Annotated in this window: 13 protein-coding genes; 1 reads left to right on the forward strand and 12 read right to left on the reverse strand. The window is 70.6% G+C overall.

Annotated features, from left to right (window positions below):
• Positions 1–2: 2 nt before the first annotated feature.
• From AC5Y3P_RS18530 to hrcA, 4 genes are all read right to left on the reverse strand, one after another.
• Complete coding sequence (locus tag AC5Y3P_RS18530; protein WP_500047389.1) at positions 3–1040, reverse strand: PhoH family protein; 1038 nt, start codon at positions 1038–1040, stop codon at positions 3–5.
• Between the two features lie 109 nt (positions 1041–1149).
• A complete protein-coding gene (locus tag AC5Y3P_RS18535) occupies positions 1150–1899 on the reverse strand; it encodes a 16S rRNA (uracil(1498)-N(3))-methyltransferase (RefSeq protein ID WP_500047390.1) in 750 nt (249 codons plus the stop codon).
• The gene (gene dnaJ, locus AC5Y3P_RS18540; RefSeq protein ID WP_500047391.1) at positions 1896–3047 is read right to left on the reverse strand and encodes a molecular chaperone DnaJ; all 1152 of its coding nucleotides are present in this window, start codon (positions 3045–3047) and stop codon (positions 1896–1898) included. Before dnaJ ends, AC5Y3P_RS18535 begins: the two co-directional genes overlap by 4 nt.
• Positions 3048–3083: 36 nt before the next feature.
• Positions 3084–4133, reverse strand: coding sequence for a heat-inducible transcriptional repressor HrcA (hrcA, locus tag AC5Y3P_RS18545; RefSeq protein WP_500047392.1), 1050 nt, complete (start codon positions 4131–4133; stop codon positions 3084–3086).
• 164 nt (positions 4134–4297) lie between these two features.
• Here hrcA and AC5Y3P_RS18550 point away from each other — a divergent pair, with 164 nt between their 5' ends.
• A complete protein-coding gene (locus AC5Y3P_RS18550; RefSeq protein ID WP_500047393.1) occupies positions 4298–4591 on the forward strand; it encodes a type II toxin-antitoxin system VapB family antitoxin in 294 nt (97 codons plus the stop codon).
• 12 nt (positions 4592–4603) lie between these two features.
• On the opposite strand, the gene AC5Y3P_RS18555 is transcribed toward AC5Y3P_RS18550, so the two are convergent.
• From AC5Y3P_RS18555 to AC5Y3P_RS18590, 8 genes are read right to left on the reverse strand one after another with little or no spacing between them, the layout of a single operon-like run.
• Positions 4604–4813, reverse strand: coding sequence for an MbtH family protein (locus tag AC5Y3P_RS18555; protein WP_500047394.1), 210 nt, complete (start codon positions 4811–4813; stop codon positions 4604–4606).
• Positions 4791–6107: an NADPH-dependent L-lysine N(6)-monooxygenase MbtG gene (gene mbtG, locus AC5Y3P_RS18560; RefSeq protein WP_500047395.1), complete on the reverse strand. Its 1317-nt coding sequence runs from the start codon at positions 6105–6107 to the stop codon at positions 4791–4793. The genes AC5Y3P_RS18555 and mbtG overlap by 23 nt, the downstream gene beginning before the upstream one ends.
• A complete protein-coding gene (locus tag AC5Y3P_RS18565; RefSeq protein ID WP_500047396.1) occupies positions 6104–10537 on the reverse strand; it encodes an amino acid adenylation domain-containing protein in 4434 nt (1477 codons plus the stop codon). The genes mbtG and AC5Y3P_RS18565 overlap by 4 nt, the downstream gene beginning before the upstream one ends.
• Positions 10534–15765, reverse strand: coding sequence for an amino acid adenylation domain-containing protein (locus AC5Y3P_RS18570; RefSeq protein WP_500047397.1), 5232 nt, complete (start codon positions 15763–15765; stop codon positions 10534–10536). The genes AC5Y3P_RS18565 and AC5Y3P_RS18570 overlap by 4 nt, the downstream gene beginning before the upstream one ends.
• Positions 15762–18728 (reverse strand): mycobactin polyketide synthase MbtD, encoded by a 2967-nt coding sequence (gene mbtD, locus AC5Y3P_RS18575; RefSeq protein ID WP_500047398.1) that lies wholly within the window; start codon positions 18726–18728, stop codon positions 15762–15764. Before mbtD ends, AC5Y3P_RS18570 begins: the two co-directional genes overlap by 4 nt.
• Positions 18728–20053 (reverse strand): beta-ketoacyl [acyl carrier protein] synthase domain-containing protein, encoded by a 1326-nt coding sequence (locus AC5Y3P_RS18580; RefSeq protein WP_500047399.1) that lies wholly within the window; start codon positions 20051–20053, stop codon positions 18728–18730. The genes mbtD and AC5Y3P_RS18580 overlap by 1 nt, the downstream gene beginning before the upstream one ends.
• Positions 20043–20792: a thioesterase II family protein gene (locus AC5Y3P_RS18585; RefSeq protein ID WP_500047400.1), complete on the reverse strand. Its 750-nt coding sequence runs from the start codon at positions 20790–20792 to the stop codon at positions 20043–20045. The genes AC5Y3P_RS18580 and AC5Y3P_RS18585 overlap by 11 nt, the downstream gene beginning before the upstream one ends.
• Positions 20789–24322, reverse strand: coding sequence for a non-ribosomal peptide synthetase (locus AC5Y3P_RS18590; protein ID WP_500047401.1), 3534 nt, complete (start codon positions 24320–24322; stop codon positions 20789–20791). The genes AC5Y3P_RS18585 and AC5Y3P_RS18590 overlap by 4 nt, the downstream gene beginning before the upstream one ends.
• Positions 24323–24346: the final 24 nt, after the last annotated feature.

Below are 24346 nucleotides of genomic sequence, written 5' to 3' on the forward strand. Positions count from 1 at the left end.
AGTCACCGCCCCGAACGCCGGTGTGCGCGGTTCGACGCGGCGCCGGCTTGTTCGTAGGCATCCACGATCTCCGACACCAGGCGGTGGCGCACCACGTCGGAGCTGGTGAGCTGCACGACCGCGATGTCGTCGATGTCCTCCAGGATCTCGATCGCCGCCCGCAGACCGGATTTCGCACCGCCGGGCAGATCCACCTGGGTGATGTCGCCGGTGACCACGATCTTGGACCCGAAGCCCAGCCGGGTCAGGAACATCTTCATCTGCTCGGGTGTGGTGTTCTGCGCCTCGTCGAGGATGATGAACGCATCGTTGAGCGAGCGGCCCCGCATGAATGCCAGCGGAGCCACCTCGATCACCCCGGCCGCCAACAGGTTTGGGATCGCACCGGGATCCATCATGTCGTGCAGCGCGTCGTAGAGCGGACGCAGATAAGGGTCGATCTTCTCGGTCAACGTGCCGGGCAGGAAGCCCAACCGCTCCCCGGCCTCCACCGCCGGGCGGGTCAGGATGATCCGGTTGACCTGTTTGGTCTGCAGTGCATGCACGGCCTTGGCCATCGCCAGATAGGTCTTGCCGGTGCCGGCCGGGCCGATGCCGAACACGATGGTGTGCGCGTCGATCGCGTCGACGTAGCGTTTCTGGTTGAGCGTTTTGGGCCGGATGGTCTTACCGCGCCGGCTCAGGATGTCCAGCGAGAGCACTTCGGCCGGTGATTCGGACTCGGCACTGGTGAGCATCGCCACGCTGCGCCGCACCGCGTCCGGGGTCAGGGTCTGCCCGCCGGCGACCAGGGTGACCAGTTCACCGATCACGCGTTCGGCCAGCGCCAGATCGGCCGGGTCCCCCGAGCAGGTGACGGTGTTGCCGCGCACGTGCAGGTCGGCGTCAAGGCTGCGTTCCAGGGCCCGCAGATTCTCGTCGGCCGGTCCGAGCAAGCCCACGATGTAGTCGGGCGGCACATCGACCCGGATGGTGCTTCTCGCCGAGGTGCCCGCCGACGCTGGCGATGCGGGGGCGGCGCTGGTATCACGGGGCGTCACGTGGCTTTGTCTGCCTGCTTTCCGGGTCGACGACGATTTGCTCAGCTTTCGGCCAGTTTACCGCCCGCTGCTGCGGCCCGCCTCGAGTCCGGCCGGACCGGGCGGCAGCTCAGGAGTCCCAGCGCGAGGTCAGCACGCCCAGCGCGCCGAGCGCGACCGCGGCCGCAGTCGAGGTGCGCAGCACCGTGGGCCCCAACCGCACCGGATGTGCGCCGGCCTCGCCGAGCGCGACGATCTCGTCGTCGGTGGTGCCGCCCTCGGGACCGACGATCAAGGTGATGCTGGCCGCATCGGCGATCGCCAGCGTGGTCAACGGCACCGACGCGGCCTCGTGCAGCGCCATCACCAGCCCACCGGATTCGATCCGGGTGCGGATCAACTCCAGCACGTCGTCGGTCGCCAACACGCCACCCACCCGCGGGATGTGCGCGCGCCGCGATTGCCGGGCCGCCGACCGGGCCACCGCTTGCCAGCGGCGCAGTCCCTTCTCGGCGCGCGGGCCCTCCCAGCGCGCCACGCAGCGGTTGGCCTGCCAGGCGAAGAAGTCGTCGGCGCCGGCTTCGGTGGCCAACTCGATCGCCAGCTCGGAGCGTTCGGCTTTCGGGATGGCCTGCACCACGGTGACCGGCGGCTGCGGCGCGAAGATGCTGCGCTTGGCCAGCACCCGCGCGCTCAGTTCCTTCTTGCCGACGCTTTCCACGATGCAGTCGGCCAGTTCGCCGCACCCGTCGCCGAGCGCGATCTGCTCACCGACCCGGATCCGACGCACGGTGGCGGCGTGGAACCCCTCGTCGCCGTCGACGACGGCGGTGCCGCCCACGTCGGGCAGGGCCTCGATGTAGAACAGTGGTTGGCTCAACGCCCGGTGAACGTTTCTCGCAACCGGCTGAACAGACCGCTGCCGTTGTGCGAGGCCGTCGCCCGGGTGGATCGCACCTGGGCGGATTCGCGGTCACGGTTGGTCTTGAGCTCGCGCAGCAGCTCGGTGTCCTTGGCATCCAGCCGGGTCGGCACCACGACGTCGACGTGCACGTTGAGGTCACCGCGCACACCGGAGCGCAGATGCGGCATGCCGTGGCCACGCAGCACGATCACCGAACCGGGCTGGGTGCCGGCCGGGATGTCGATGTCGGTGGGGCCGTCCAGAATGGCGTCGACGGACACCGAGGTGCCCAGCGCGGCGTCGACCATCGGAACCTCGGCCGTGCAGTGCAGGTGGTCGCCGTCGCGCACGAAGATGTCGTGCGGTTGTTCGTGCACCTCGACGTAGAGGTCGCCGGCCGGGCCACCGCCGGGACCGACCTCGCCCTGGGCAGCCAACCGCACCCGCATGCCGTCGCCGACGCCGGCCGGGATCTTGACGCTGATCTCACGGCGGGCTCGCACCCGGCCGTCGCCGCCGCAGCGGTGGCACGGATCCGGGATCACCTCACCGACACCGCGGCAGGTGGGGCACGGCCGCGAGGTCATCACCTGGCCGAGCAACGAGCGCTGCACGCTGGACACTTCACCGCGGCCGCCGCAGGTGTCGCAGCTGGTCGGCCGGGAGTCGCCGTGGGTGCCGCGGCCCTGACAGCCGTCGCACAGGACCGCGGTGTCGACGGTGACCTGCTTGGTCACGCCGGTGGCGCATTCGACCAGGTCAAGACGCATCCGCAGGAGGGAATCCGAGCCGGGGCGGACCCGGCCGGACGGCCCGCGCGAGGTGGCGCCGCCGCCGAAGAACGCCTCGAAGACATCCCCGAGGCCGCCGAACCCGGAGAACCCGCCGGCACCGCCCAGGCCGCTGCTCTCCATCGGGTCGCCGCCCAGGTCGACGATGCGGCGCTTCTCCGGGTCGGAGAGCACCTCGTAGGCCACCGAGATCTCCTGGAAGGTGGCCCGGGCGGATTCGTCGGGGTTGACGTCGGGGTGCAGTTCCCGGGCCAGTTTGCGGTAGGCGCGTTTGATCTCCGCGTCACTGGCGCCCTTGCTCACGCCGAGCAGTCCGTAGTAATCGCGTGCCACTACCGTTTCCTCTTGATTTCCGTGCGCACCCGCGGGCTAGCGGGCACCCAAGACTTCGCTGATGTAAAGCGCGACCGCGGCGACGCTGGACATGGTGCCCGGATAGTCCATCCGGGTCGGTCCGAGCACCCCCATGCCGCCGTAGACGGTGTCCATTGTGCCGTATGTCGTGGACACCACTGAGGTGCCGGCCATCTGCTCGGCCCCCGAGACCACCTCGGCCTCGTGCCCGATGCGGACCGTCACCTTGCCGGCCTCCTGCTGGGCGGCCAGCAGCTTGAGCACCACGACCTGTTCCTCGAGCGCCTCGAGCACTGAACGCAGCGATCCACCGAAGTCGGCGGTGTTGCGGGTGAGGTTGGCCGTGCCGCCCATCAGCAGCCGTTCTTCGCTGTGCTCGACCAAAGTTTCCAGCAGCACCGTGGCCGAACGTCCGACCGCATCGGAGAGCGCATTGGTGGCACCGGAGCCGATCTGGGCGGCCAGATCGGCCACCGCGATCGAGGCGGCCGACAGTTTCTTGCCGTCCAGGGCCTGGCCCAGCAATTCCCGCAGCTGACCGAGTTCGTGCTCGTCGAGCGGATGGCCGAGTTCCACGATGCGCTGGTCCACCCGGCCGGAATCGGTGATCACCACCAGCAGCAGCCGCACCGGCGAGACCGCCACCACCTCCAGGTGCCGCACCGTCGACGAGGACAGCGTCGGGTATTGCACGACGGCGACCTGCCGGGTCAGTTGTGCCAGCAGCCGCACCGCGCGGCGCAGCACGTCGTCGAGGTCGACGCCGGATTCCAGGAACGTCAGAATGGCGCGGCGCTCCGAGGCGGACATCGGCTTGAGGTCGTCGATCCGGTCGACGAACTCGCGGTAGCCCTTCTCGGTGGGAACCCGCCCGGAGCTGGTGTGCGGTTGGGTGATGTAGCCCTCGGCTTCCAGGACCGCCATGTCATTGCGGATGGTGGCCGAGGACACCCCCAGGTTGTGCCGTTCGACCAGGGTCTTGGAGCCGATGGGTTCCTTGGTGTTGACGAAGTCGGCGACGATGGCGCGCAACACCTCGAACCGCCTCTCATCAGCGCTGCTCATGGGTGCCGGCCCCTCCTTTCTGGCGACCATTTTACGGTCCGGGTCGGCGAACCCGGTGCTGCGCATCGCGGCGGGCGAACACAATTCGTTGAGCGCCGCGACGTGGGCGATTAGCCTCTGGGGTGTCGCATGTCGGGCGGGGGCCGCAGAAAAGTGATCTGTCGATGATCTTCAAGGGTGTCCGAGACGGTAAACCGTATCCCGACCACGGCCTGACCTACCGGGATTGGTCGCAGATCCCGCCCCGCCAGATCCGGCTCGACGAACTGGTCACGACGACGTCGGTGCTGGCGTTGGATCGGCTGCTCTCCGAGGACTCCACGTTCTACGGTGACCTGTTCCCGCACGCGGTGCGCTGGCGCGGCATCGTCTACCTCGAGGACGGGCTGCACCGCGCGGTGCGCGCGGCGTTGCGCAACCGCACCGTGCTGCACGCGCGGGTGTTCGACATGGGCTGAGCCCGATGCGGGTCAGGCCAGCGCGTCACGCAGGCTGCGCGGCCGGATGTCGGGCCAGTTCTGCTCCACGTACTGCAGGCAGTCGGCACGCCCGGCCGGCCCGAACACCGTGCGCCACCCCGCGGGCACCTCGGCGAACGTCGGCCACAGACTGTGCTGCTCCTCGTCGTTGACCAGCACCGCAAAGGTGCCGTTCTCGTCATCGAAGGGGTTGGTGCTCATCGATACTCCTCGTGGTCGTGGTGTGTGAGCCGTGCGGGTCGGCAGTGTCGCCGTCGACCAGGGCCGCGCCCAGCACCCGGTCGGACAGCAGACCCAGACAGCTCAGGTTGGGGAAGCCCGGGCCCTGGTTGAGCCAGGACAGGTTGGGCAAGAACAACTTCGGCGCCAACCCGGTGACCGCCAAGTCGAAGCCGATGGCTTCGGCCAACGCGTCACCGCTGAGCGGGCCACCCAGACTCAGTTCGATCAGGTCCAGCGCGTCCTGGGAGAACAGTTCGGTGAACCACATCGCGTCGGCGCCGGAGCCGTCGATCACCAGGTCGAAACCGTGCACGGTTTCGACGTGCTCGCCGCCGCGGTTGGTCGACAACGTGAGCCGGATCTTGCCGTCCCGGCCGACGGCGTGTGCGACCCGGCCGCGCAGGTGCCGGATCCGGTCGTCGGCCAGCAGCGCCTCCTGCACGCGCGCGGAGAACACGCCGCGGTCGGTTCGGGCCATCGCGTCGCGCCGCTCGGCCGGGGTCAGCGACTGCCAGTCGGTGGGGTCGGAGAACAGCGCGTTCTCGAAGAACCCCTCACCCCGGGTGAACAGCGTGACCTGCGGCGAGATCACCGTAACCGTCGAAACCCGGTGGTGGAACAGCTCATTGAGCATGGCCGCAGCGGTTTCGCCGCCGCCGATCACCGCGACCCGTTCGGCGGCGATGCGTTCGTGTTCGGCGGCCCGATGCCAGAACTGGGCGATGGACAAGACCCGCGGGTTGCCGGGCAGGATCGAGCGCTCGGACTGACCCGGGCCGGTGATCATCAGGCCGTCGGCACGCACCGTGGTTTCCCGGGTCTGCAGTTCCCAGCGGGAGCCGGCCACTGCAATCCGGTCCACCTCGCCGCGCAGCACCCGCATCCCGACGTTGTCGCCCACCCAGTTCAGGTACTGCGCCCACTGCCGGTGGGTGGGAGCCGGCCGGCCGCGATCGATCCACTGGGCGAACCCGCCGGTGGTGATCAGGAACGACTGCCAGCTGTGCCGGGTCATCCGGGCGTCGAGTTCGGCGTTGCGCCGCGGCGCGGTCGCCGACCGGTACGGGAAGCCGATGTCCTTCTCCGGGCTGGTGCCCAGCCGGTGCTCACCGTCGGTCCAGCCGCCGACCGAGGTCCAGTTGGCGGCCACCCCGGAGCGTTCCACGACGACGACGTCGGGCACGTCGATGCCCATCTGCTGCAGTTCGGCGGCCTTGGCGGCCACTGCGACAGCCTTCGGCCCGGCGCCCAGCACGGCCAGCGTCGCGGTCATTGCGTCACCTCCCGGAGTGCATCCAGCCACAGCTCTTGCAGCGTCTCGACGTCCTCGGCGGTCAGGATGGTCGGCAGGGTGCGCCATTGGGTGGCCAGCGCAGGCCGGCCATCGGGCCCGTCGACCACCGCCGCGGCCAACGTGATCTCGTGGCGCACAGCCAAATCCGGCTCCGGCATGGCGGACACCCCGAGCAGCAGCATGCGCTCGGGCAGCAGCGCGCCGGCACCGGCGCCGGAATGGATCCGGCCCAGGTAGTTCAACAACAGTTGCGGTTCGGGGTGGACGCGCAACCGCTCCTTGGTGTCGTCGCGCAGGTAACGCAGCAGCGGGTAGTCGATGCCGGTGAGCGGATCGATCGGAAGCTGCTGCGCGGCCGGGTCGACCCGCAGCGGGTAGATGGCGCTGAACAAGCCCAGCGTGTCACCGGTGTCGCCGCCGGCCACCAGTGCGTCAGCGCGGCCGTGAGTTTCCAACGCCAGCAACGGGGTTGGGGTGTCCTGGCCGCGTCGAGCCCGCCATGCGGTGACCATCCGGGCGGCCGCGATCGCGAGCCGGTCGGTCACCGGTGTGCCGGCGGTCAGCAGCCGCGCGGTCAACGCGGCGTCCGCGGTGCAGAAGCTCAGCACCAGATCGGCGGCCCGGTCGCGGTCCCGGTCGATGCGCCGGGCACCCAACGCGGGGTCCGGGCCACGCAGTTGCCCGGCCCAGAAGTCCACCGTGTCCAGGGATTTCGCACGCTGGTGCAGTGCGGCCGACCAGCTGCGGTAGTCGGTGTCCTCGCGCACCGCGGCGGGTTCCCGGCCGGCGGCCAGGGCGTGCCAGGAGGCGTCGAGTTCACCGAGCGCGATCCGCCAGGACGCCGGGTCCAGAGCCAGCACATGCGCGGTCAGCACCAGCACCCCGGATCCGGTGCCGGTCCGCAGCCAGGTCGCGGCCAGCAGCCGACCCGCTTCCGGGTCCAGGCTTTCCACCGCCGCGGCGGTGTGTTGCACGACGGCGGCGTTCAGGTCGTGATCGCCGATGTCGACCTGGGCCAGGTGCACCGGTGGTGCGTCGGGCACCAGCGTCATGCTGGCGCGGTCCAGCCGGCAGCGCAGCACCTCATGCCCGGCGACCAGCGCGTCCAGCATGGCTTGCAGCCCCTCGGCGGTGGCGCCGTCGGGCAGCCGGATCGCTTCGGTCTGCGCCAGCCGCCGCGCCTGACCCCACTCGTAGAGCCAATGCACGTTGGCCAGCACCGGAATCGGGCCGCGCTCACCGGCCTCGGCGGCCCCTGCCGGGTGTGGCTCGGCTTCGCCGTCGATGACGGCGGCCAGGTCCCGGATGGTCAGGCAGTCCCGCAGCAGCCGGGCCCGCATCGGCATGCCGCGGCGGCGGGCCAACTGCACGAACGACAGCGCGACGATGCTGTCCAGGCCGAGTTCGAGGAAGTCGGCGGACACGTCGACCGCGTCGGCGTCGGGCAGGGCCAGCACTTCGGCCAGCAGTAGGGCCAGTTCGGCTTCGGTCGGGGTCTGCGCGGTGACTGCCGGCATGGCGTCGACCGTGGTTGCCGCCAGCGCGTTTTCGTCGATCTTGCCGTGCCCGGTCAGTGGCAGTTCGGGCAGCACCACGATGTGATGCGGCACCAGGTAGCGGGGCAGCTTGGCCATCAACCATTCCCGCAGCTCGGCGATCTGCGGGGCGGCCTCGGCACCCACCGCGGCGTAGGCCACCAGCCGCGGCCCGCGCGGCGTGCGCTGCACCAGCACGTGCGCGCCGCGCACACCGGCATGGGTGCTCAGCGTGGCGGCGATCTCGCCCGGCTCCACCCGGAAGCCGCGCACCTTGACCTGATCGTCGGAGCGGCCCAGGAACTCGAATCCGCCGTCGGCGCGGCGGCGCACCACGTCTCCGGTGCGGTACATCCGGTGCCCCGGCCGGTGCGGGTGCGCGACGAACCGGGCCGCGGTCTCCCCCGGCCGGCCCAGGTAGCCGCGGGTCAGCTGGGCACCGGCCAGGTACAGCTCGCCGGCCGCACCGTCGGGTACCGGGCGCAGCCAGGAGTCCAGCACCAGCGCCTCGGTGCCGGCGGTCGGGCTGCCGATCGACGGGCTGTGGTGGTCGGTCAGGGCCGCCACCACGGCTTCCACCGTGGTTTCGGTGGGCCCGTAGCAGTTGAACGCAGACATTCCGGTCGCCGCGCAGTGTTCCCGGATCCGTTGCCAGGTGGAGGATTTCACCGCTTCCCCACCCATGGCGAGTACCGGCAACGGCACCTCGGTGAGCAGGCCGGCGTGGTAGAGCTGGGTGAACATCGACGGCGTGGTGTCGATCAGGTCGATCTGGAACCGGTCGATGGTGGCCACCAGCGCTTCGGCGTCGCGTTGCACGTCGTCGCCGATGATGTGCACGCAGTGCCCGTCGAGCAGCGCCGCCAACGGCTGCCAGGCCGCGTCGAACGTGAACGACCAGGCGTGCGCCACCCGCAGCGGACGACCCAATCGCTGCTGGGCCGGGCGCAGCACGCGATCGATGTGGTCGGCTGCGTAGGCCAGCACCGCCTGATGCGTGCCCAGCACCCCCTTGGGCCGGCCGGTGGTGCCGGAGGTGAACACCGCGTAGGCCGCCTGCCCGGGATGGCGGTCTGGCATCGAATGCTGCGGCCCCACAGCTGATTCCGGTGTGTCGAGCAGGGTCTGGTCGATGACCAGCGGTGGACCGTGCGCGGCCGCGACCTGCGCGCAGATGTCCTCGATGCGTTCGGCTGGAAGTTCGGGATCCAACGGCACGATCAGGCCGCCGGCTTCCAGCACCGCCAGCATGGCGAGTACGTACTGCGGGCCGCGCGGCAAGCAGATGGCCACCGGGGATTCGGTGCGCACACCGCGGTGGTGCAGCCGGGCCGCCAACGCGTCGACCTCGGCGACGAGTTCGCGGTAGCTGAACTGCCCGCCGTCCCAACTCAGGGCCGGCGCGTCGGGGACTTTCTGCGCCACCTGCCGCAGCTGGGCGGTGATGCTGACATCGGTTGTGGTCCGGGCGGTTTCACCTGCGGGTGCGGTGTCTTGTTCGCCCGGCAACAGCACCGAGAGGTCACGCAGCGGGCGCTCCCAGCCGGCGATGATGCGTTGGGACATCTCGAGCACTCGCTGACCGAGGTCCTCGGGTGTCATCTGGCCCAGCGCGCCGTCGAGCACCTCGACCAGCACGGTCAGTTCCCCGCCGGTCAGGTGCGCGGCGATGGTGACCGGGAAGTGCGACAGGCTCTCCAGGGCCGACGGAATGAACGTGGCACCGCCGGCCTCGAATCCGGTGCTGCCGACCAGTCCGCCGGGCGGGAAGTTCTCGTAGACCAGCAGGGTGTCGAACAGCTCGCCGACGCCGGCCAGCGCACGCAGTTCGGCGTGGCCGAGGTAGCTGTGCTCGCGCAGTTCGGCCGCGCTGCGCTGCAGCCCGATGCACTGCTCACCGACACCGGCAGCCGGCTGCAGCCGAACCCGCAACGGGACGGTGTTGACGAACAGCCCGATCATGGTTTCCACGCCGGAGAGCTGCTCGGGCCGCCCGGACACGGTCACGCCGAACACCACGTCGCCGCGGTCGGTGAGCGCGGAAAGGATGGTGGCCCAGGCGAATTGGACGATGGCATTGAGCGTGACGCCATAGCCGCGGGCCGCCTCGGCCAGCGCTGTGGTGCGATCCGCGGGCAGTCGCAGTTCGGTGGTGCGCGGCAGTCCCGGTGCCGGCGCCGCGGCGGCCAGCGCCGGGGTCAGCAGGGTGGGTCCGTCGATGTCGGCCAGGTGCTGTCGCCACAACGCTCGGGTGACCTCGGTGTCGCGGGCGCCCAACCAGCCGATGTAGTCGCGGTACGGCCGCGGCGCCGGCGGCAGCGCCGAGACGTCCCCCCCGGTGCGGTACAGCGCCAGCAGCTCGGTGATGAACAGCGGCAACGACCAGCCGTCGATCACCAGGTGATGGGCCAGCACCACCAAATGCCAGTTGTTCGACGCGGTTTCGACCAGCAGGAAACGCACCAGCGGACCGCGGGACACGTCGAAGCGGCGGCGCCGTTCGGCGGCCACCACGTCGGCGAGGTCCTCCGGGCGGGCCGTGACGATGCGCCACGGCACGTCGACCTGACTCGGGATCACCTGCACCGGACGGCTGAGGTTGCCGTGCACGAAGCTGGCCCGCAGGTTGGGGTGCCGCACGAACAGCGCGTCAGCGCACCGGCGTAGCAACTCGACGTCGAGCGCACCGGTGACGTCGGCGGCCATCGCGATCACGTACGGGTCGGGCGCGGACTCTCCGGAGCCGTCCGGCGCGGCCGCGCCGGCCAGGGTGGCCATCGAGAACAGGCCCTGCTGCAACGGGCTGAGCGCCAACACGTCCTCGATCGCCGGCTTCGCGGTCTGCGCGCCGGTCCGCTGTGCCGTCGAGGTCACCCAAGACCTCCGTCCGGCTCCCAGGACGCCGTCAGGTCGGCCAGTTCGTCGGCGGACAGACCCGACACCGACATCGGGGCGTGCTCGGCGTCGGCGGCTTCGCCGGCGTCGTCCTGATCGCGGGCCGCATCCACCGCGGCTGCCAGTTCGGACAGCACCGGATGCTCGAACACCATGCGCGCCTTCAGTTTCAGGCCGGCGTCGCGGGCCCGGGCGGCCACCTGGACGGCCAGGATGCTGTCGCCGCCGAGTTCGAAGAAGTCGTGGTGGCGTCCGATCTCGGGTTCCTCGAGCACCTCGGCCAACACCACGGTCAGAATCTCGACCAGCACCCGCTCGGTTTCGGTGGCCGGCGCTTCCAGGACGGTCGGCCCGTCGGCGCGCGCCGGGGCGGCCGCAGCCGCAGTGCCGGCCAGGTCGGTCAGCACCAGCAGTTCGCCGTCGGCTTCCCAGCGGGCCTGCTGACCGGTTCGGAACATCCGCGAACCGGGCTGTCCGGCAGCCGGATTGGCCACCAGCCGGGTCGCGTTGGCGGCCGGCCCGGGCACCCGGGCGGCGGCCAACGGGCCGCCGGCGATATAGACCTCGCCGACCACGCCGACCGGCACCGGCGCCAGATCCTCGCCCAGCACCTGCACCTGACCGGCGCTCCAGACCTGGATGCTCTGCCGCTCCTGCGGGGCGGCGATGTCGACGTCGCGCAGCCGCTGCTCCGGGTCGGCTGCCAACGCCTCCAGCACCCGCTGCAGCCAGCCGACGAACCGCTGCGCAGTGGCGGTGTCGTACAGCTCGGTGCGGTAGATGACATGCCCGCGGTAACCGGCGTCGCCGGCGAAGAAGTTCAGCGACAGGTCGGCGTGTGCGGCGTCGAATGTGGGTTCCAGCGCGGTGAACGTGGTCTCACCGTCCGGGGTGGAGTCGATCACCTGAGCGGTCGGCAGCTCGTCGCGGACGTGCACCACCACCTGGAACAGCGGGTTGCGGGACAGCGACCGCACCGGGCTGACCGCGTCGACCACCTGGTCGAACGGCAGATCCTGGTTGGCGTAGGCGCCCAGCGCGGTTTCCCGGCCGCGCAGCAGCACCTCACGCAGCGTCGGGTTGCCGCTCAGGTCGTTGCGCAAGGTCAGGATGTTGATGAAAAAGCCGACCAGCTGGTCCAATTCGGCGACGGTCCGCCCGGCCACCGGCGTGCCGATCGGCACGTCGGTGCCGCTGCCGGCCTTGTGCAGGGTCACCGCGACCGCACTCTGCAGCAGCATGAACTCGGTGACCCCGAGGTCGCGGGCCAGTTCGGTGAGCCTGTCGCGCAGTTCCGGATCGACGGTGAACTCGACCGATTGTGCTTCCCCGGACAGCACCGGCGGCCGCGGATGGTCCGGGCGCAGACCGGTTTCGGCGGGCACCCCGGCCAGTTGGGTCTGCCAGTATTCACGTTGCGGGCCGGCCACGCCGGCGGCGTCGTCGAGCAGTGCGGTGTGCCAGGCCGCGAAGTCGGCGTACTGCACCGGCAGCGGAGCCCAGTCCGGGGCCTGCCCGCGCCGGCGGGCCCGGTAGGCGGTGGCCAGGTCGGTGAACAGCACCCCGGCCGACCAGTGGTCACCGGCGATGTGGTGCACCACCAGCGACAGCACGTTCATGTCCGGGGTTTGCAGCGCCGCGACCCGGATCGGCCAGTCGGCTTCCAGGTCCAGGATCTGCAACCGCTCGCGGTCCAGTTCGGCGCGTACCCAGTCCGCACCGTCGCCGTGCAGCCGCCGCACCGGCAGCGGCGCCGGTGCGTGCACGATTTGGTGTGGCACACCGTCGATTTCGCGGTAGGTGGTGCGCAGGATCTCGTGCCGGGTGACGACGTCGTCGATCGCGGCCAGCGCGGCGTCCAGATCGCACGGGCCGTGCAGTTCGGCGGCGAATGGGATGTTGTTGACCGCGCTGGGCCCGTCCACCCGGTAGGTGAACCAGCTGCGCAGCTGCGCCGAGGACAGCGGAGCCGGTTCGCGCACCCCGTCGCCCTGCCAGACCGGGACCAACGCCGGGCGCGCCGGGCGGGCGGCCGGGCCGTCCAGGAAGTCGGCCAGATCGGCCAGGGTCGGCAGTTCGAAGACTTCCCGCACCCCGAGCTCGACGTTGAACGCCGACCGCACCCCGGCCACCAGCTTGGTGGCCAGCAGCGAATGCCCGCCGAGTTCGAAGAACGAGTCGTCGGCCCCGATTTCGTCGACCTCGCGGCCGAGCAGTTCGGCGAACAGGCCGGCCAGCTTACGTTCGCTGTCGGTGCCGGGCGCGCGGTAGGGCCGGCGGGATTCGATCTCGGGTTCAGGCAGCGCGCGGCGGTCGATCTTGCCGTGCGCGTTGATCGGGATCTCGTCGAGCACCACGTAGCCGGCCGGCACCATGTACTCCGGAAGTGCTGCTGCCACCCGGGCTTTGATGCGTTCCACCTCGACCGAGTCGGTGCTGTGACCGGCCACCGGGGTGAGGTACCCGACCAGGCTCTTGCCCAGGTTGTGCAGGTCGGCGACCACCACCACGGCCTGGCCGACGCTGGGGTCCACCGAGATCGCCGAGGCGACGTCGCCGAGTTCGATCCGGAAGCCGCGGATCTTGACCTGCTCATCGGCCCGGCCGACGAATTCGATGTCACCGTCGGCGTTGCGACGGGCCAGGTCACCGGAGCGGTACATCCGTTGGCCGGGGTTGAACGGGTCGGCGACGAACCGTTCTGCGGTCAGCCCGGGCCGGCGGTGATAGCCGTGCGCGACATGTGTTCCGCCGATGTAGATCTCGCCGATCACGCCCACCGGAACCGGCTGCAGCGCATCGTCGAGCAGATGCATGGTGGTGTTGATCTTCGGGGTGCCGATCGGCACGATCCGGGTGCCCTGGCGGCCCTCCACCTTGTACCGGCTGGCGTTCACCACGGTTTCGGTGGGCCCGTAGAAGTTGTGCAGCAACGCATCGAAGGTGGCGCGGAACTTGTCGGCGACCTCGCCGGGCAGCGGTTCTCCGCCGATCGGCACCCGCTGCAGGGTGCGCCACTGGTTCACCCCGGGCAGCGCCAGGAACAAGCCGAGCAGCGACGGCACGAAGTGCATGGCCGTGATGCCCTCGTTGCGCAGCAGATCGGTCAGATACCCGATGTCGGTCAGGCCGCCGGGTTTCGGGATGACCAGCCGCGCACCGCAAGCCAGCACGCCGAACACCTCGGCCATCGAGATGTCGAAGCTCGGCGAGGCGACCTGCAGCATCCGGTCGCCGGCGTCGACCTGATAGTCGCCCTGGAACCAGACGAAGTACTCGGCGATCGGGCGGTGCGGAACCGGCACACCCTTGGGGGTTCCGGTGGTACCCGAGGTATAGATCAGGTACGCGGTGTTGTTCGGCCCGACCGGTGCCACCAGGTCGGCGGTGCTCGGGTTGTCGTCGCGGTAGCCGTCCAGGTCGGTGATCGGTTCCCGCACGATCAGCTTGGCGTCGCAGTCGCCGAGGATGAAGGTCATCCGGTCCTCGGGGTAGGTGGGGTCCACCGGCAGGTACACCGCGCCGGACTTGATCACCCCGAGTGCGGTGATGATCAGTTCCGGTGATTTGTCCAGCAGCACCGCGACCCGGTCCTCGGCGCCGATGCCCTGTGCGATCAGCCAGTGCGCCAACTGGTTTGCCGATGCGTTGATCTCGGCGTAGCTGTAGTGCCGGCCCTCGTAGACGATCGCGGTCGCCTGCGGGGTGCGTGCGACCTGCGCTTCGATCAGCGCGGTCAGCGTGGCCGGTGCGGTGTCGAACTTCTCACCGGCTGACACCTGCTGCAGCCACTGCGCACCGGCCGGGTCGATCAGATCCAGCCTGCTGCACGGGGTGTCCGGGGCGGCCAGTGCGGACTCCAGCAGCACCACGTAGTGCCGCAGCAGCTGATCGGCCAACTCGGGTTCCAGGATCTCGACCAGATGCTCGGCCTCCACCAGCGCGCCGGTCTCGCCGAACTCCACCATGAAGCTCAGTGGCAGCTGGTTGATGTGTCCGCGCAGTTCGGCTCGGCGGCAGCTGATTCCGGGTGGGCAGAAGCCGCCGCCGTCGGGTTCGCGGAACCCGAAGCTGATCCGGGTCATGCGTTCGGCGCCGTGCCGGCGGTCCGGGTTGATCGCGCGCACCACGGCGTCGAGGTTGATCCGCTGGTGCGCGAACGCGCCCACCGCGGTCTCCCGGGTCTGGGTCAGCAATTCGCGGAAGCTGGTCGCGCCCTGCGGCCGCAGCCGCATCGCGACGGTGTTGCCGTAGTAGCCGATCGGGTCGGCACCGTCGGCGGCACCCGGCCGGTTCAGCACCGGGGTGGCGACCAGGAAGTCGTCGGTGTGGGTGTAGCGGTAGATCAGCGCGCCGAAGGCCGCCAGCAGCACCATGTACGGCGTGGTGGCGGTCTGTTTGGCCAATTCGACTACCCGAGCGGTGGTTTCGGCGCTCAGCCGCACCTCGGCCAGCGCCGAACGGAAGTTGGTCGGGACGGCCGAGCCGGTGGCGCCGGGCAACTCCAGCGGCTCGGGCGGATCGGCCAGCACCGAGCGCCAGTAGGCAAGGTCGGTGTCGAGTTCGGCGGCGCTGACGGTGACCGCGGTGGGCCGGGTCGGCGGCCCCAACGGGGCACCGGTGTAGGCGGCGGTCAGGTCGTCGAAAAACACCCGCCAGCTGGCGTCGTCCCAGGCGATGTGGTGGGCGACCAGCAGCAGCACCACTTCGGTGGGCGCGGTGCGGATCACCGTGATCCGCAGCGGCGAATCGGTGGCCAGGTCGAACGGGGTGGCGAACTCGCGCTGGGCCAACACTTCCAGCCGCAGCTGCCGTGGACCGTCGGCGAGGTCGGTCAGATCGTGCACGGCCCACCCCGGTTCGAGCGTGTCGTGCACGCTGCGGTGCGGTTCGCCGTTCTGGTCGGCGCGGTAGGTGGTGCGCAGCGCTTCGTGCCGCGCGGCGACGGCGCTGACGGCCTCGTGCAGCCGCGTCACGTCGACGGCCCCGGTGATCCGGTAGGACACACAGATGTTGAGCAGTGACCCGCTGGGATCGGCCTGCTGCACGAACCACATCCGCCGCTGCCCGTCGGACAGTTCCGGGCCGGCCTCGGCGTCGTCGGCGGCGGCGGTCAGACCGCGCTCGAGCAGTTTGCGCCGCAACAACTCTCGGCGGGCCTGGCCCAGCGCGTCGGAGGCCTGGTCCAGGGTCTTGGTCTCGGTCATCTGGAGTTGCTGACTTTCTGTCGATCGAGTTCGGAGATGATGTCGTTGCCGGTGGCCCCACCCAGCAGGGTGGCCAGCGGCACGGTGCGGCCGAGCTGGCGTTTGAGCCGCTTGCGCAGCTCCACCGCCAACAACGAATCGACGCCCAGGTCGAACAGCGATTCGTCGAGCTCGATGTCCGCGGTGGCCCCCAGCACCGCGGCGAGTTGGGTACGGAATGTTTCGCTGGTGTCGGCCGGATTGCCGGGTTCAGCGGCGGCGGTTGCGGCGCCGGCACGCTGGTCTGGCCGCGGATCGGGTGCGGCGGCCAGCTCGCCGGCGAACAGCCGCAGTCGCCGTTGATCGGCGGTGTACACCAACGGGTCCTGGTGACCGTCGAGCAGGCCGGTGTCGACGGCGGCCGCAACCGGCATCGGCAGCAGCCCCGAGCGGGTGATGTTGGCCGCTTCGGCGTCGTCGACGATCCCGGCTCCACCGTCGCCGGCCGGCCACAGCCCCCAGCGCAGCGCCGTGCAGTCCCGGCCGCCGGCCCGGATCTGGGCGGCGGCCACGTCGACGATTCGGTTGGCGGCCGCATACGCGGCGTGCCCGCGACCGCCCCACAGACCGGAGACCGAGGAGCACACCAGAATTCGCGCGTCCGGGCGCAGCGGCCAGGCCGCCACGGTGCGGGTCAGGCCGCTGACCTTGGCGGCACAGCAGTTCCGCACGGCCGCGGCATCCAACTCGGCCGCGGCGCCGAAGCTGGCCGCCCCGGCCGCGTGGATCAGCAGGGTGGCGCCGGCGCCGGCGCGCTCGGCGGCCGCGGCCGCGACGGCCCGTGCGTCGGTGACGTCGCAGCGCACCGACACCACCTCGGTGCCCGGGTGGTCGTCCCAGCGCCGGCCGGTCGTCCCGGTCCGGCTCAACAGCACGATCCGGCGGGCCCCGCGGGCCGCGAGGTGCCGGGCGAAGTGCAACCCGACGCTACCGTTGCCGCCGGTGATCACCACCTCGTCCAGGCTCGGCGCGGGCCGCTGCGGGGTGCCCGCCGGCCGTTCGTGGAACCGGCGGTGCAGCAACACCGTTCGGTCCTCGTCGACGCGCACCGCTGCGCTGCCGTCGGTCTGCAGCACGGCGCTGACCACCGTGGCGGGGTCGGCGTCGAGGCCGGCCGGGTCGAGGTCGACGTGGCTGAACTCCACGTCGGGAAGTTCGAAACCGACGCTGCGGTGTATCGCGGCCAGCGCGGCCGGGCCGGGCTGCGGCGTCGGGTCGGCGCGGCCGGCCTGTTCGGCGCCCACGGTGACCAAACACACTCGGCGACAACCGGCCCCGAGCCGGCCGGCGTAGTCCAGCCAGCCGTCGTCGAGCAGGCCGGCCACGGCCTCGGCGGCGGCCTCCGGGTCATCGCCGGCCAGGTCCGGGGCGACCAACACCACGGCCTCGGCGTCGGCGTCGGTGCTCAACCGGACGGCGGGGTGGCCGTCCAGGGCCGCGCGCAGCGACTCGGCCAGCCGGGACGGTCCGGCGGCCCGCAGCGCCACCGCGACCGAATCCGGTGTGCTGATCGGGGTTTGGACCCACTGCTCGGTGGCCACGATAACCGTCGGCGGGGCCGGCAGCGGCTCCGGATGCGCCCACATATGCACGGCCCGCATCGGCGCCGGCGGGACATCGCGCAGCCGCGGCACGTCTTGGTCAACCAACTCGGCCCACGGGTAGCCGGGATCGGTCAGTGCGATGGCGGCGATGTTGGCCGCCGCGGCGTCGGTGAACGCGGCGTCCCGATGCCCGGTGCCGACCAGTGCAACCGGATCCGGGCCGGGGCCCTCGGCAAGCACCTCACTGGCGGAGTAGAGCAGCGCCGGGTGTGTCGACATCTCGGCGAAGGTCTGCGCGCCCAGCGTCGCGGTGGCCGCCAGCGCGCGGTCGAAACGCACCAGTTGGCGCAGGTTGGCGTACCAGTAGTCCTGGAACCGCGTGCCGGGCGGCACCACCTCACCGGTCACCGAACTCACGAATCGCACTGCGGTGTCATTGAACTCACGGTCTGCCAACTGCGCCCGCAAGTCGTCGCGCAACGGCTCCAGGATCGAGGTGTGCACCGGGAATCCGACCGTGATCTCGCGGCCGAAACCGCCGCGCTCGCGCACCCGTTCCACCGCGGCATGTACCGCAGCGCGGTCACCGGACACCGCGACCGACGTCGGTGCGTTGATCACCGACAGCTCCACCCAGCCGTCGATCCCGTCGATCAGTTCCCGGGCCTCCTCCGCGGTGATCCCGAGCGCGGCCACCGCGTAGCTGCCGGGCAGTCGGTCGACGACACCGGCGCGGGCCGACACCACCGTGACCGCGTCGTTGAGGGTGATGGCACCGGCGACGTAGGCCGCGGCCACCTCCCCGAGGCTGTGCCCGACCGCCAGATCCGGCAGTACGCCGCAGCTGCGCCACAGTTCGGCCAGGCCGACCGCGTGCAGGAACTGGGCGGCTTCGATGTCGAGTTCGGTGAACGGTTCGGCGCCGTTGCCCGCCGGCTCGAGCAGGTAGCGCAGCGGTCCCGCGCCGCCGCCCGGAAATCCCGCGGCGCACCGTGAAACGGTGTGCTGGTAGCTGGTTGCGGCATGGTAGGCCGCAGCACCCATGCCAGCCGCCTGTCCGCCCTGGCCAGGGAACACGAACGCCAGCGCCGGCCGGACGCCGGTCGAGGCGTCAGCCACCAGTGGGTGTTCATCACCGGCGGTGATCGCGCGCAGCGCCGAAATCAGCTCGGCGCGGTCGGCCGCGCGAATCACCCTGCGGTAGCGGCGTACTCGCCGGGTCCGTAGCAGCGCGACGGCCACACCCGCGACGGTCGCGGCCGGCGTCCGGTCCAGATAGTCGGCCAGCGCGCGGGCGTCGGCGCGGATCAGGTCTTCGGCGTGCGCACTGAGCAGCACCGGGGTCCGGCCGTCGGGCAGCCGGCGGGTGGGGCCGGCCATCAGCTCACCTCCGCGAGCTCGGGCACCGCAACGATGACGTGGGTGTTGGTGCCGCTCATGCCGAACGCCGAGACCGCCCCGATCCGCCGGCCGTCGACCGCCGGCCACCGAGTGAGTTTGTCGGCCAGTCGCAGTCCGGAAGCGCCCCAGTCGATCTCGGTACTGCGCTGATCGGCGTGCAGAGTCGGCGGCACGGCTGCGTGCGCAGCCGAAACCAAAACCTTGGCCAGTCCGAGCGCGCCGGCCGCGGACTGGGTGTGCCCCAGGTTGGATTTCACCGAACCCAGCAGCGGGCCGTCGCCGGGCGCTCCGGCGCCGTAGATCTGGTGCAGTGCACGAAGTTCGGTGCGGTCCCCGAGGCGGGTGGCGGTGCCGTGCCCTTCGATCATGCCGACCTGGCCGGGCTGCAGCCGGGCGCGGTCCAGTGCCCGCCGGAACACCCGTTGCTGCGCGGCACCGCTGGGCGCGGTCAGCCCGGTGCTGCGACCGTCCGAGTTCAGCGCACTGGCCAGCACCTCGGCCAGGATCGGCAGCCGCTCGGCCACCGCCCGGGATCGACGGGTCAGCAGGAACATGGCCGCACCTTCGGCCCACACCGTGCCGGAGGCGTGCGCACTGTACGGCCGGCAGTGACCGTCGTCGGAAAGGGCGTGCTGACGCGAGAATTCGACGAAGTATCCGGGGCTGCCCATCACGCAGACCCCACCGGTCAGCGCCAAATCGCAGTCACCGGCGGCGAGCGCGGTCACCGCGGTGTGCAGCGCGGCCAGCGCCGACGAGCATGAGGTGTCGATGGTCAACGCCGGGCCGGCCAGATCCATGGTGTAGGCGATCCGGCCCGAGATCACGCCCAGCGAGGTGCCGGTGATCAGGTGACCGCTGTGCGCCGAATAGGTCGACATCGGTGGGCCGTACTCCAGCGTGGAGGCACCGATGTAGCAGCCGACGTCGTGGCCGGCCAGGTCGTCCGGATTGATGCCGGCGTTCTCGCAGGCCCGCCAGGCCAGGCGCAGCGCGACCCGCTGCTGCGGGTCCATCGCGGTGGCCTCACGCGGTGAGATGCCGAAGAACTCCGGGTCGAACACCGCTGCGTCGGTGAGGAATCCGCCGATGTCGTGCATTGGCTTGAAACCGTCGCGTCGGGACCCGGCGAACAGGTCCGGCAGGTCCCAGCCCCGATCGGTGGGGAACGGTCCGAGCGCTTCGCGCTGGTCGCACAGCAGTTCCCAGAACCCGGCGGCGTCGGTGATCCCGCCCGGCGCCTCCAGTGCCATGCCGACGACGACGGGGTCGTCGGCGTCGGTGCGGTACCGGTCAGCCGCCATTCTGGCTCACCAGTTCGACCACGCGGTCCAGGTGTTTGTCGAGATAGAAGTGGCCACCGTCGAATTCGGTGTGCCGGAAGTCCGCTGCGGTGTGCGCCTGCCAGGCCAGCAACTCGGCGGCCGAGACCCGGTGGTCGTCACGTCCGCCGAGCGCGTGGATGTTGGCGCCGATCCGGACGTCGGGGGCACACGAGTAGCCGTCCAGCGCCCGGTAGTCGGCTTTGACCGCCATCATCAGCAGTTCGACGAAGTCTTCGTCGTCGAGCAGCCGCGGATCGGTGCCACCGAGGTCCACCATGTCGGCCAGCACGCCGGCGTCGCTGGTGGGCAGCGGCGGTGATTCGGCGACCGTGCAGGGCGCCTGCCCGGCCGAGGCCCACAACTGCTCGACCGGGATGCCGTTGCGTTCGGCGATCCGGGCGAACTCGAAGGCCACGGTGGCGCCCATGCAGTGCCCGAACAGCTGCAGCGGTGCGGTGTTGCCCCAGCTGCCGGCCTCGAACAGTTGCCCGGCCAGTTCGTCCACCGTGTCGGCCGGCGGATGCGTCAACCGGTCGGCGCGCTGCGGATACTGCAGGATGAACGCGTCGGTTCCGTTTTCCGCCAGCGCTTTCGCCATCTTCCGGTAAGCCTGCGCCGCTCCCCCGGCGTGTGGGAACAGCACTGCGGCACTGCCCGCTCCGGGGCCGGTGCCGGTCGCGGGAAAGTGCTTGATCCAGGGGGCGAATTGGGCACTCATGATGTCCGGGGCTCTTCGGTGAGATCGGTCAGCGCGGCCAGTTCGCCGAGCACTTGGTCGCCATCCATGCCGGCGATCTCCAAGTAGACCTCGGCGACCAGGTCCAGTCGGTCGCTGCCGCCTTCGCGACCGATCAGCAACTCCGCGAGGTCGGCGACGTTGCGGGTGGCGAACATGTCGGCGACCATCAGGTTCGGCGAGTCCAGGAACTCCCGGATCCTGGCCACGGCTTCGGTGGCCAGCACCGAATCCCCACCGAGCGAGAAGAAGTCGTCGAACACCCCGACCGGGTCAGCGGTGTCGAGGATGTCGGCCACGATGTGGCACAGCGCGCGTTCCACGACGTGGCGCGGCGCCTGGTAGGTCGAGGTCTGATCACCGCGCTCGGCGACCGCGGCCGCCAACTCTGCGGTGATGCGGGTCCGGTCGACCTTGCCGCCCATGGTGAACGGAATCTCGTCGAGCACCATCAGGTGGGTGGGAACCATGTGCGCCGGAACGAGTTCGGCCATCGCCCGGGTCAACTCCGGCACGGTCAGACTGCGGTCGGTGAGGCTGAGGGCCGCGACCAACTGTTCGTGCCGTTCGCCGGCGGCCGGCAGCACGGTGGCCACCGCGGCGTCCACGCCGGCGATCCGGGTCAGTGCGGCCTCGACCTCACCGAGTTCGATGCGGTACCCGCTGATCTTGACCCGGTGATCGGCGCGGCCGACGAACTCCAGTTCCCCGTCGGGCAGATACCGCAGCAGATCACCGGTCCGGTACCAGGTGCGGCCGTCGTGTTCGACGAACCGCTCGGCGGTCAGGTCGGGTCGGCCCCGGTACCCGCGGGCGATGCCGCCGGCGACCCACAGTTCGCCGGGGACCCAGTCCGGGCAATCCGCACCGTCGGTTGCGACCACGCGGCATTGGTTGTTGGGGAACGGTTTTCCGTACGGCACGGTGGCCCAGTGTTCGGGCAGCTCGTCGGGTTCGCAGATGGTGGCGTGGATGGCGGTCTCGGTCGCGCCGCCCAGTCCGGCGAAGCGGACGCCGGGCGCCATCCGGCGGAACGCGCGGACCAGATCCGGGCGCACCCGGTCACCGCCGGTGGCCACCGCACGTACCGTGGCCAGCGGCTGCCCGTGCAGGTGCGCGCCGACCGCGGCCAGCATTTCCACCCAGCCCGGAATCCAGTGCAGCACCGTGACTTCGTGGGTTTCGATCAGGGACGCCCAACGGTCCGGGTTGCGGCGGTCCTGTTCGTCGACCATCACGATGACACCGCCGGCCCGCAGCATGCCGAAGATCTCCAGGACCGACAGGTCGCACTCCAGGTGGCACAGCGCCAAGCACACATCCCGGGCGCCGATCTCGAAGTGCTGGTTGAGGAATTCGACGGTGTTCATCGCCGCGGCGTGGCTCAACTCGACGCCTTTGGGGGTGCCGGTGGAGCCGGAGGTGAACAGCACGTAGGCCAGGCCGTCCGGGTCGATCGAGATGGGAGCCAGGTCGGCGGCCGCGGCACGGCCCTGCGCGATCGCGTCCGCGACCGTGCTGCACGGCACCGGCACGTCCGCGGTCAGCGGCCCGCAGTGCAACGCCGAATGCACGCCCGCGGTGGTCAGAATCGTGTGCAACCGTTCGGCCGGTTGATCGACACCGACCGGCAGGTAGGCCGCACCGCTGGCGTGGATGCCCAGCAGCGCCGGAATCTGTTCGGCGCCTTTGGGTCCCAGCACCGCGACGACGTCGCCCGGACCAACGCCGCGACTGCGCAGGGTGGCCGAGATCGCCAGTGCCTGATCACGCAGCTGCCGGTAGCTGAGCCGGCCCAGCGAGGAATGCAGCGCGGGGGCGTCAGGCTGACTCTCGGCGCGCCGGAAGAACCCGTCGTGCAGGCAATCTCGGCTGCATTCCGCGGTGACGCTGTTGATCTGGGCGCGCAGTTGGCGCTGCGGCTCGGGCAGCGCCGGCGGGTCGTCGTGCTCCCAGGCCGCAGGATCGGCGGCCAGCCGGGACAGTTCGGCGACATGGTGGGCGAACATCGCGTCGATGACGCCGGGCCGGAAGGCTTGTTCGCGCACATCCCAGTTGATCAGCACACCGCCGTCGACTTCGGTGACCTGCGCGTCAAGCATCACCTGCGGGCCTTGCGAGATGATCCAGGCCGGCTTGCCGAAGGCGTCCAGCACTGCCGGAGAGAACAATTCGCCCAATCCGATGGCGCTGGTGAACACCACGGGCGCCAGCACCGGGGCGCCGCGGTGCCGGCCGAGGTCGCGCAGCACGTCCAGCCCCGAGTAGTCGGCGTGCGCGGCCGCGGCGTGCAGGGTGTCCTGCACCGATGCGGCGCGGGCCGCGGGGGTGGCGGCGTCGGTCAGATCGACGTCGAGCAGCAGCGACGACGTGAAGTCACCGACCAGGCGTTCAACGTCGTCGTGGAAGGGTTCGCGGCCGAACATCGGCAGGTTCAGCAGGAACCGCGGCGAACTTGACCACCGGCGCAGGGTGCCGGCGAACGACGCGGCGATCGCCATCGCCGGAGTGACGCCGCGTTGCCGAGCCGCGCCGTAGAGCTGGTCGCGGGCCTCGCGGTCCAGCCAGTGCCAGCGGCGTGTGGTTTGCCGCGGGTCACTCTGCTGATGGCGGGGCACCAGCGGCAGCGACGGCGGGTCCGGTAGCTCCGGGATCCGGTCGGTCCACCATTGCCGGGCCGCTTCGTCGGACCGCTCGGCCTGCATAGCGCTGAGTTGATCGCGGTACTCGCGGTAGGTGTAGCGCAGCGGATCCAGCGGCTCGCCACGGTAGAGCCGGGCCAGATCGGTCATCAGGGCGCGGTAGCTGACCGCGTCGGCGGCCTGCATGTCCAGGTCGACGTGCAGCCGGGTGCGCCCTGCGGGCAGCAGCGTCAAGGTCAGCTCCAGCACCCGATCGTCAAGGCGCTGATGCGATTTGGCGTGACGCGTCTGGGCCAGCTGCTGCTCGACGCCCGCCTCGTCGAGATCACGCAGGTCCTGCACGGTGACCGCGAGTTGGCGTTCCCCGATGCGTTGGGTGCCGTCCGGTCCGAACTCCACCCGCAGCATCGGATGGCGCGCCGAGAGTGCGACCGCAGCTGCGGACAGCGCGTCGGGATCGACTCCGGCGCCGTCGAATTCGACGTAGAGGTGCCCGGCGACGCCGCCGAGCTCTTGATTGTCGTTGCGGCCCACCCACATTGCGTGCTGCATCGGGGCCAGCGGGAACGGCGCCTCGGCATCGGTGGGCGCATCTGGCGCGGCTGCGACCGCAGCACCGTTGGAGTCGGCGGTGGACTCCAGGTCGTCGAGCAGCGCCTGCCAGGCCGCGATGGTGGGGTTGGCGGCCAACGTCGCGAAGTCGACGGCTGCGCCGCGTTTGCGCCAGCGTCCGGACAGCGACATCATCCGGATCGAGTCCAGGCCTTGGCCGATCAGGTCGGCGTCGGGAGCCAGCTGCGCCGCCGGCACGCCCAGCAGGTCTGCGACCTCCTCGTGCACGGTGGAATGACCAGCCCGCGCGCCACTCAAGGTTCGACTCCCCAATCTTTAGAA

It is taken from the genome of Mycobacterium sp. NGS45 (genome assembly GCF_059812645.1).

Bases quoted from the DNA above. Each gene is read 5' to 3' on its own strand.
- AC5Y3P_RS18570 (WP_500047397.1), bottom strand. From the start codon at position 15,765: ATGACCGAGACCAAGACCCTGGACCAGGCCTCCGACGCGCTGGGCCAG.
- hrcA (WP_500047392.1), bottom strand. From the start codon at position 4,133: ATGAGCAGCGCTGATGAGAGGCGGTTCGAGGTGTTGCGCGCCATCGTC.
- AC5Y3P_RS18580 (WP_500047399.1), bottom strand. From the start codon at position 20,053: ATGGCGGCTGACCGGTACCGCACCGACGCCGACGACCCCGTCGTCGTC.
- AC5Y3P_RS18585 (WP_500047400.1), bottom strand. From the start codon at position 20,792: ATGAGTGCCCAATTCGCCCCCTGGATCAAGCACTTTCCCGCGACCGGC.
- mbtG (WP_500047395.1), bottom strand. From the start codon at position 6,107: ATGACCGCGACGCTGGCCGTGCTGGGCGCCGGGCCGAAGGCTGTCGCA.
- AC5Y3P_RS18555 (WP_500047394.1), bottom strand. From the start codon at position 4,813: ATGAGCACCAACCCCTTCGATGACGAGAACGGCACCTTTGCGGTGCTG.
- AC5Y3P_RS18550 (WP_500047393.1), top strand. From the start codon at position 4,298: ATGATCTTCAAGGGTGTCCGAGACGGTAAACCGTATCCCGACCACGGC.
- mbtD (WP_500047398.1), bottom strand. From the start codon at position 18,728: ATGGCCGGCCCCACCCGCCGGCTGCCCGACGGCCGGACCCCGGTGCTG.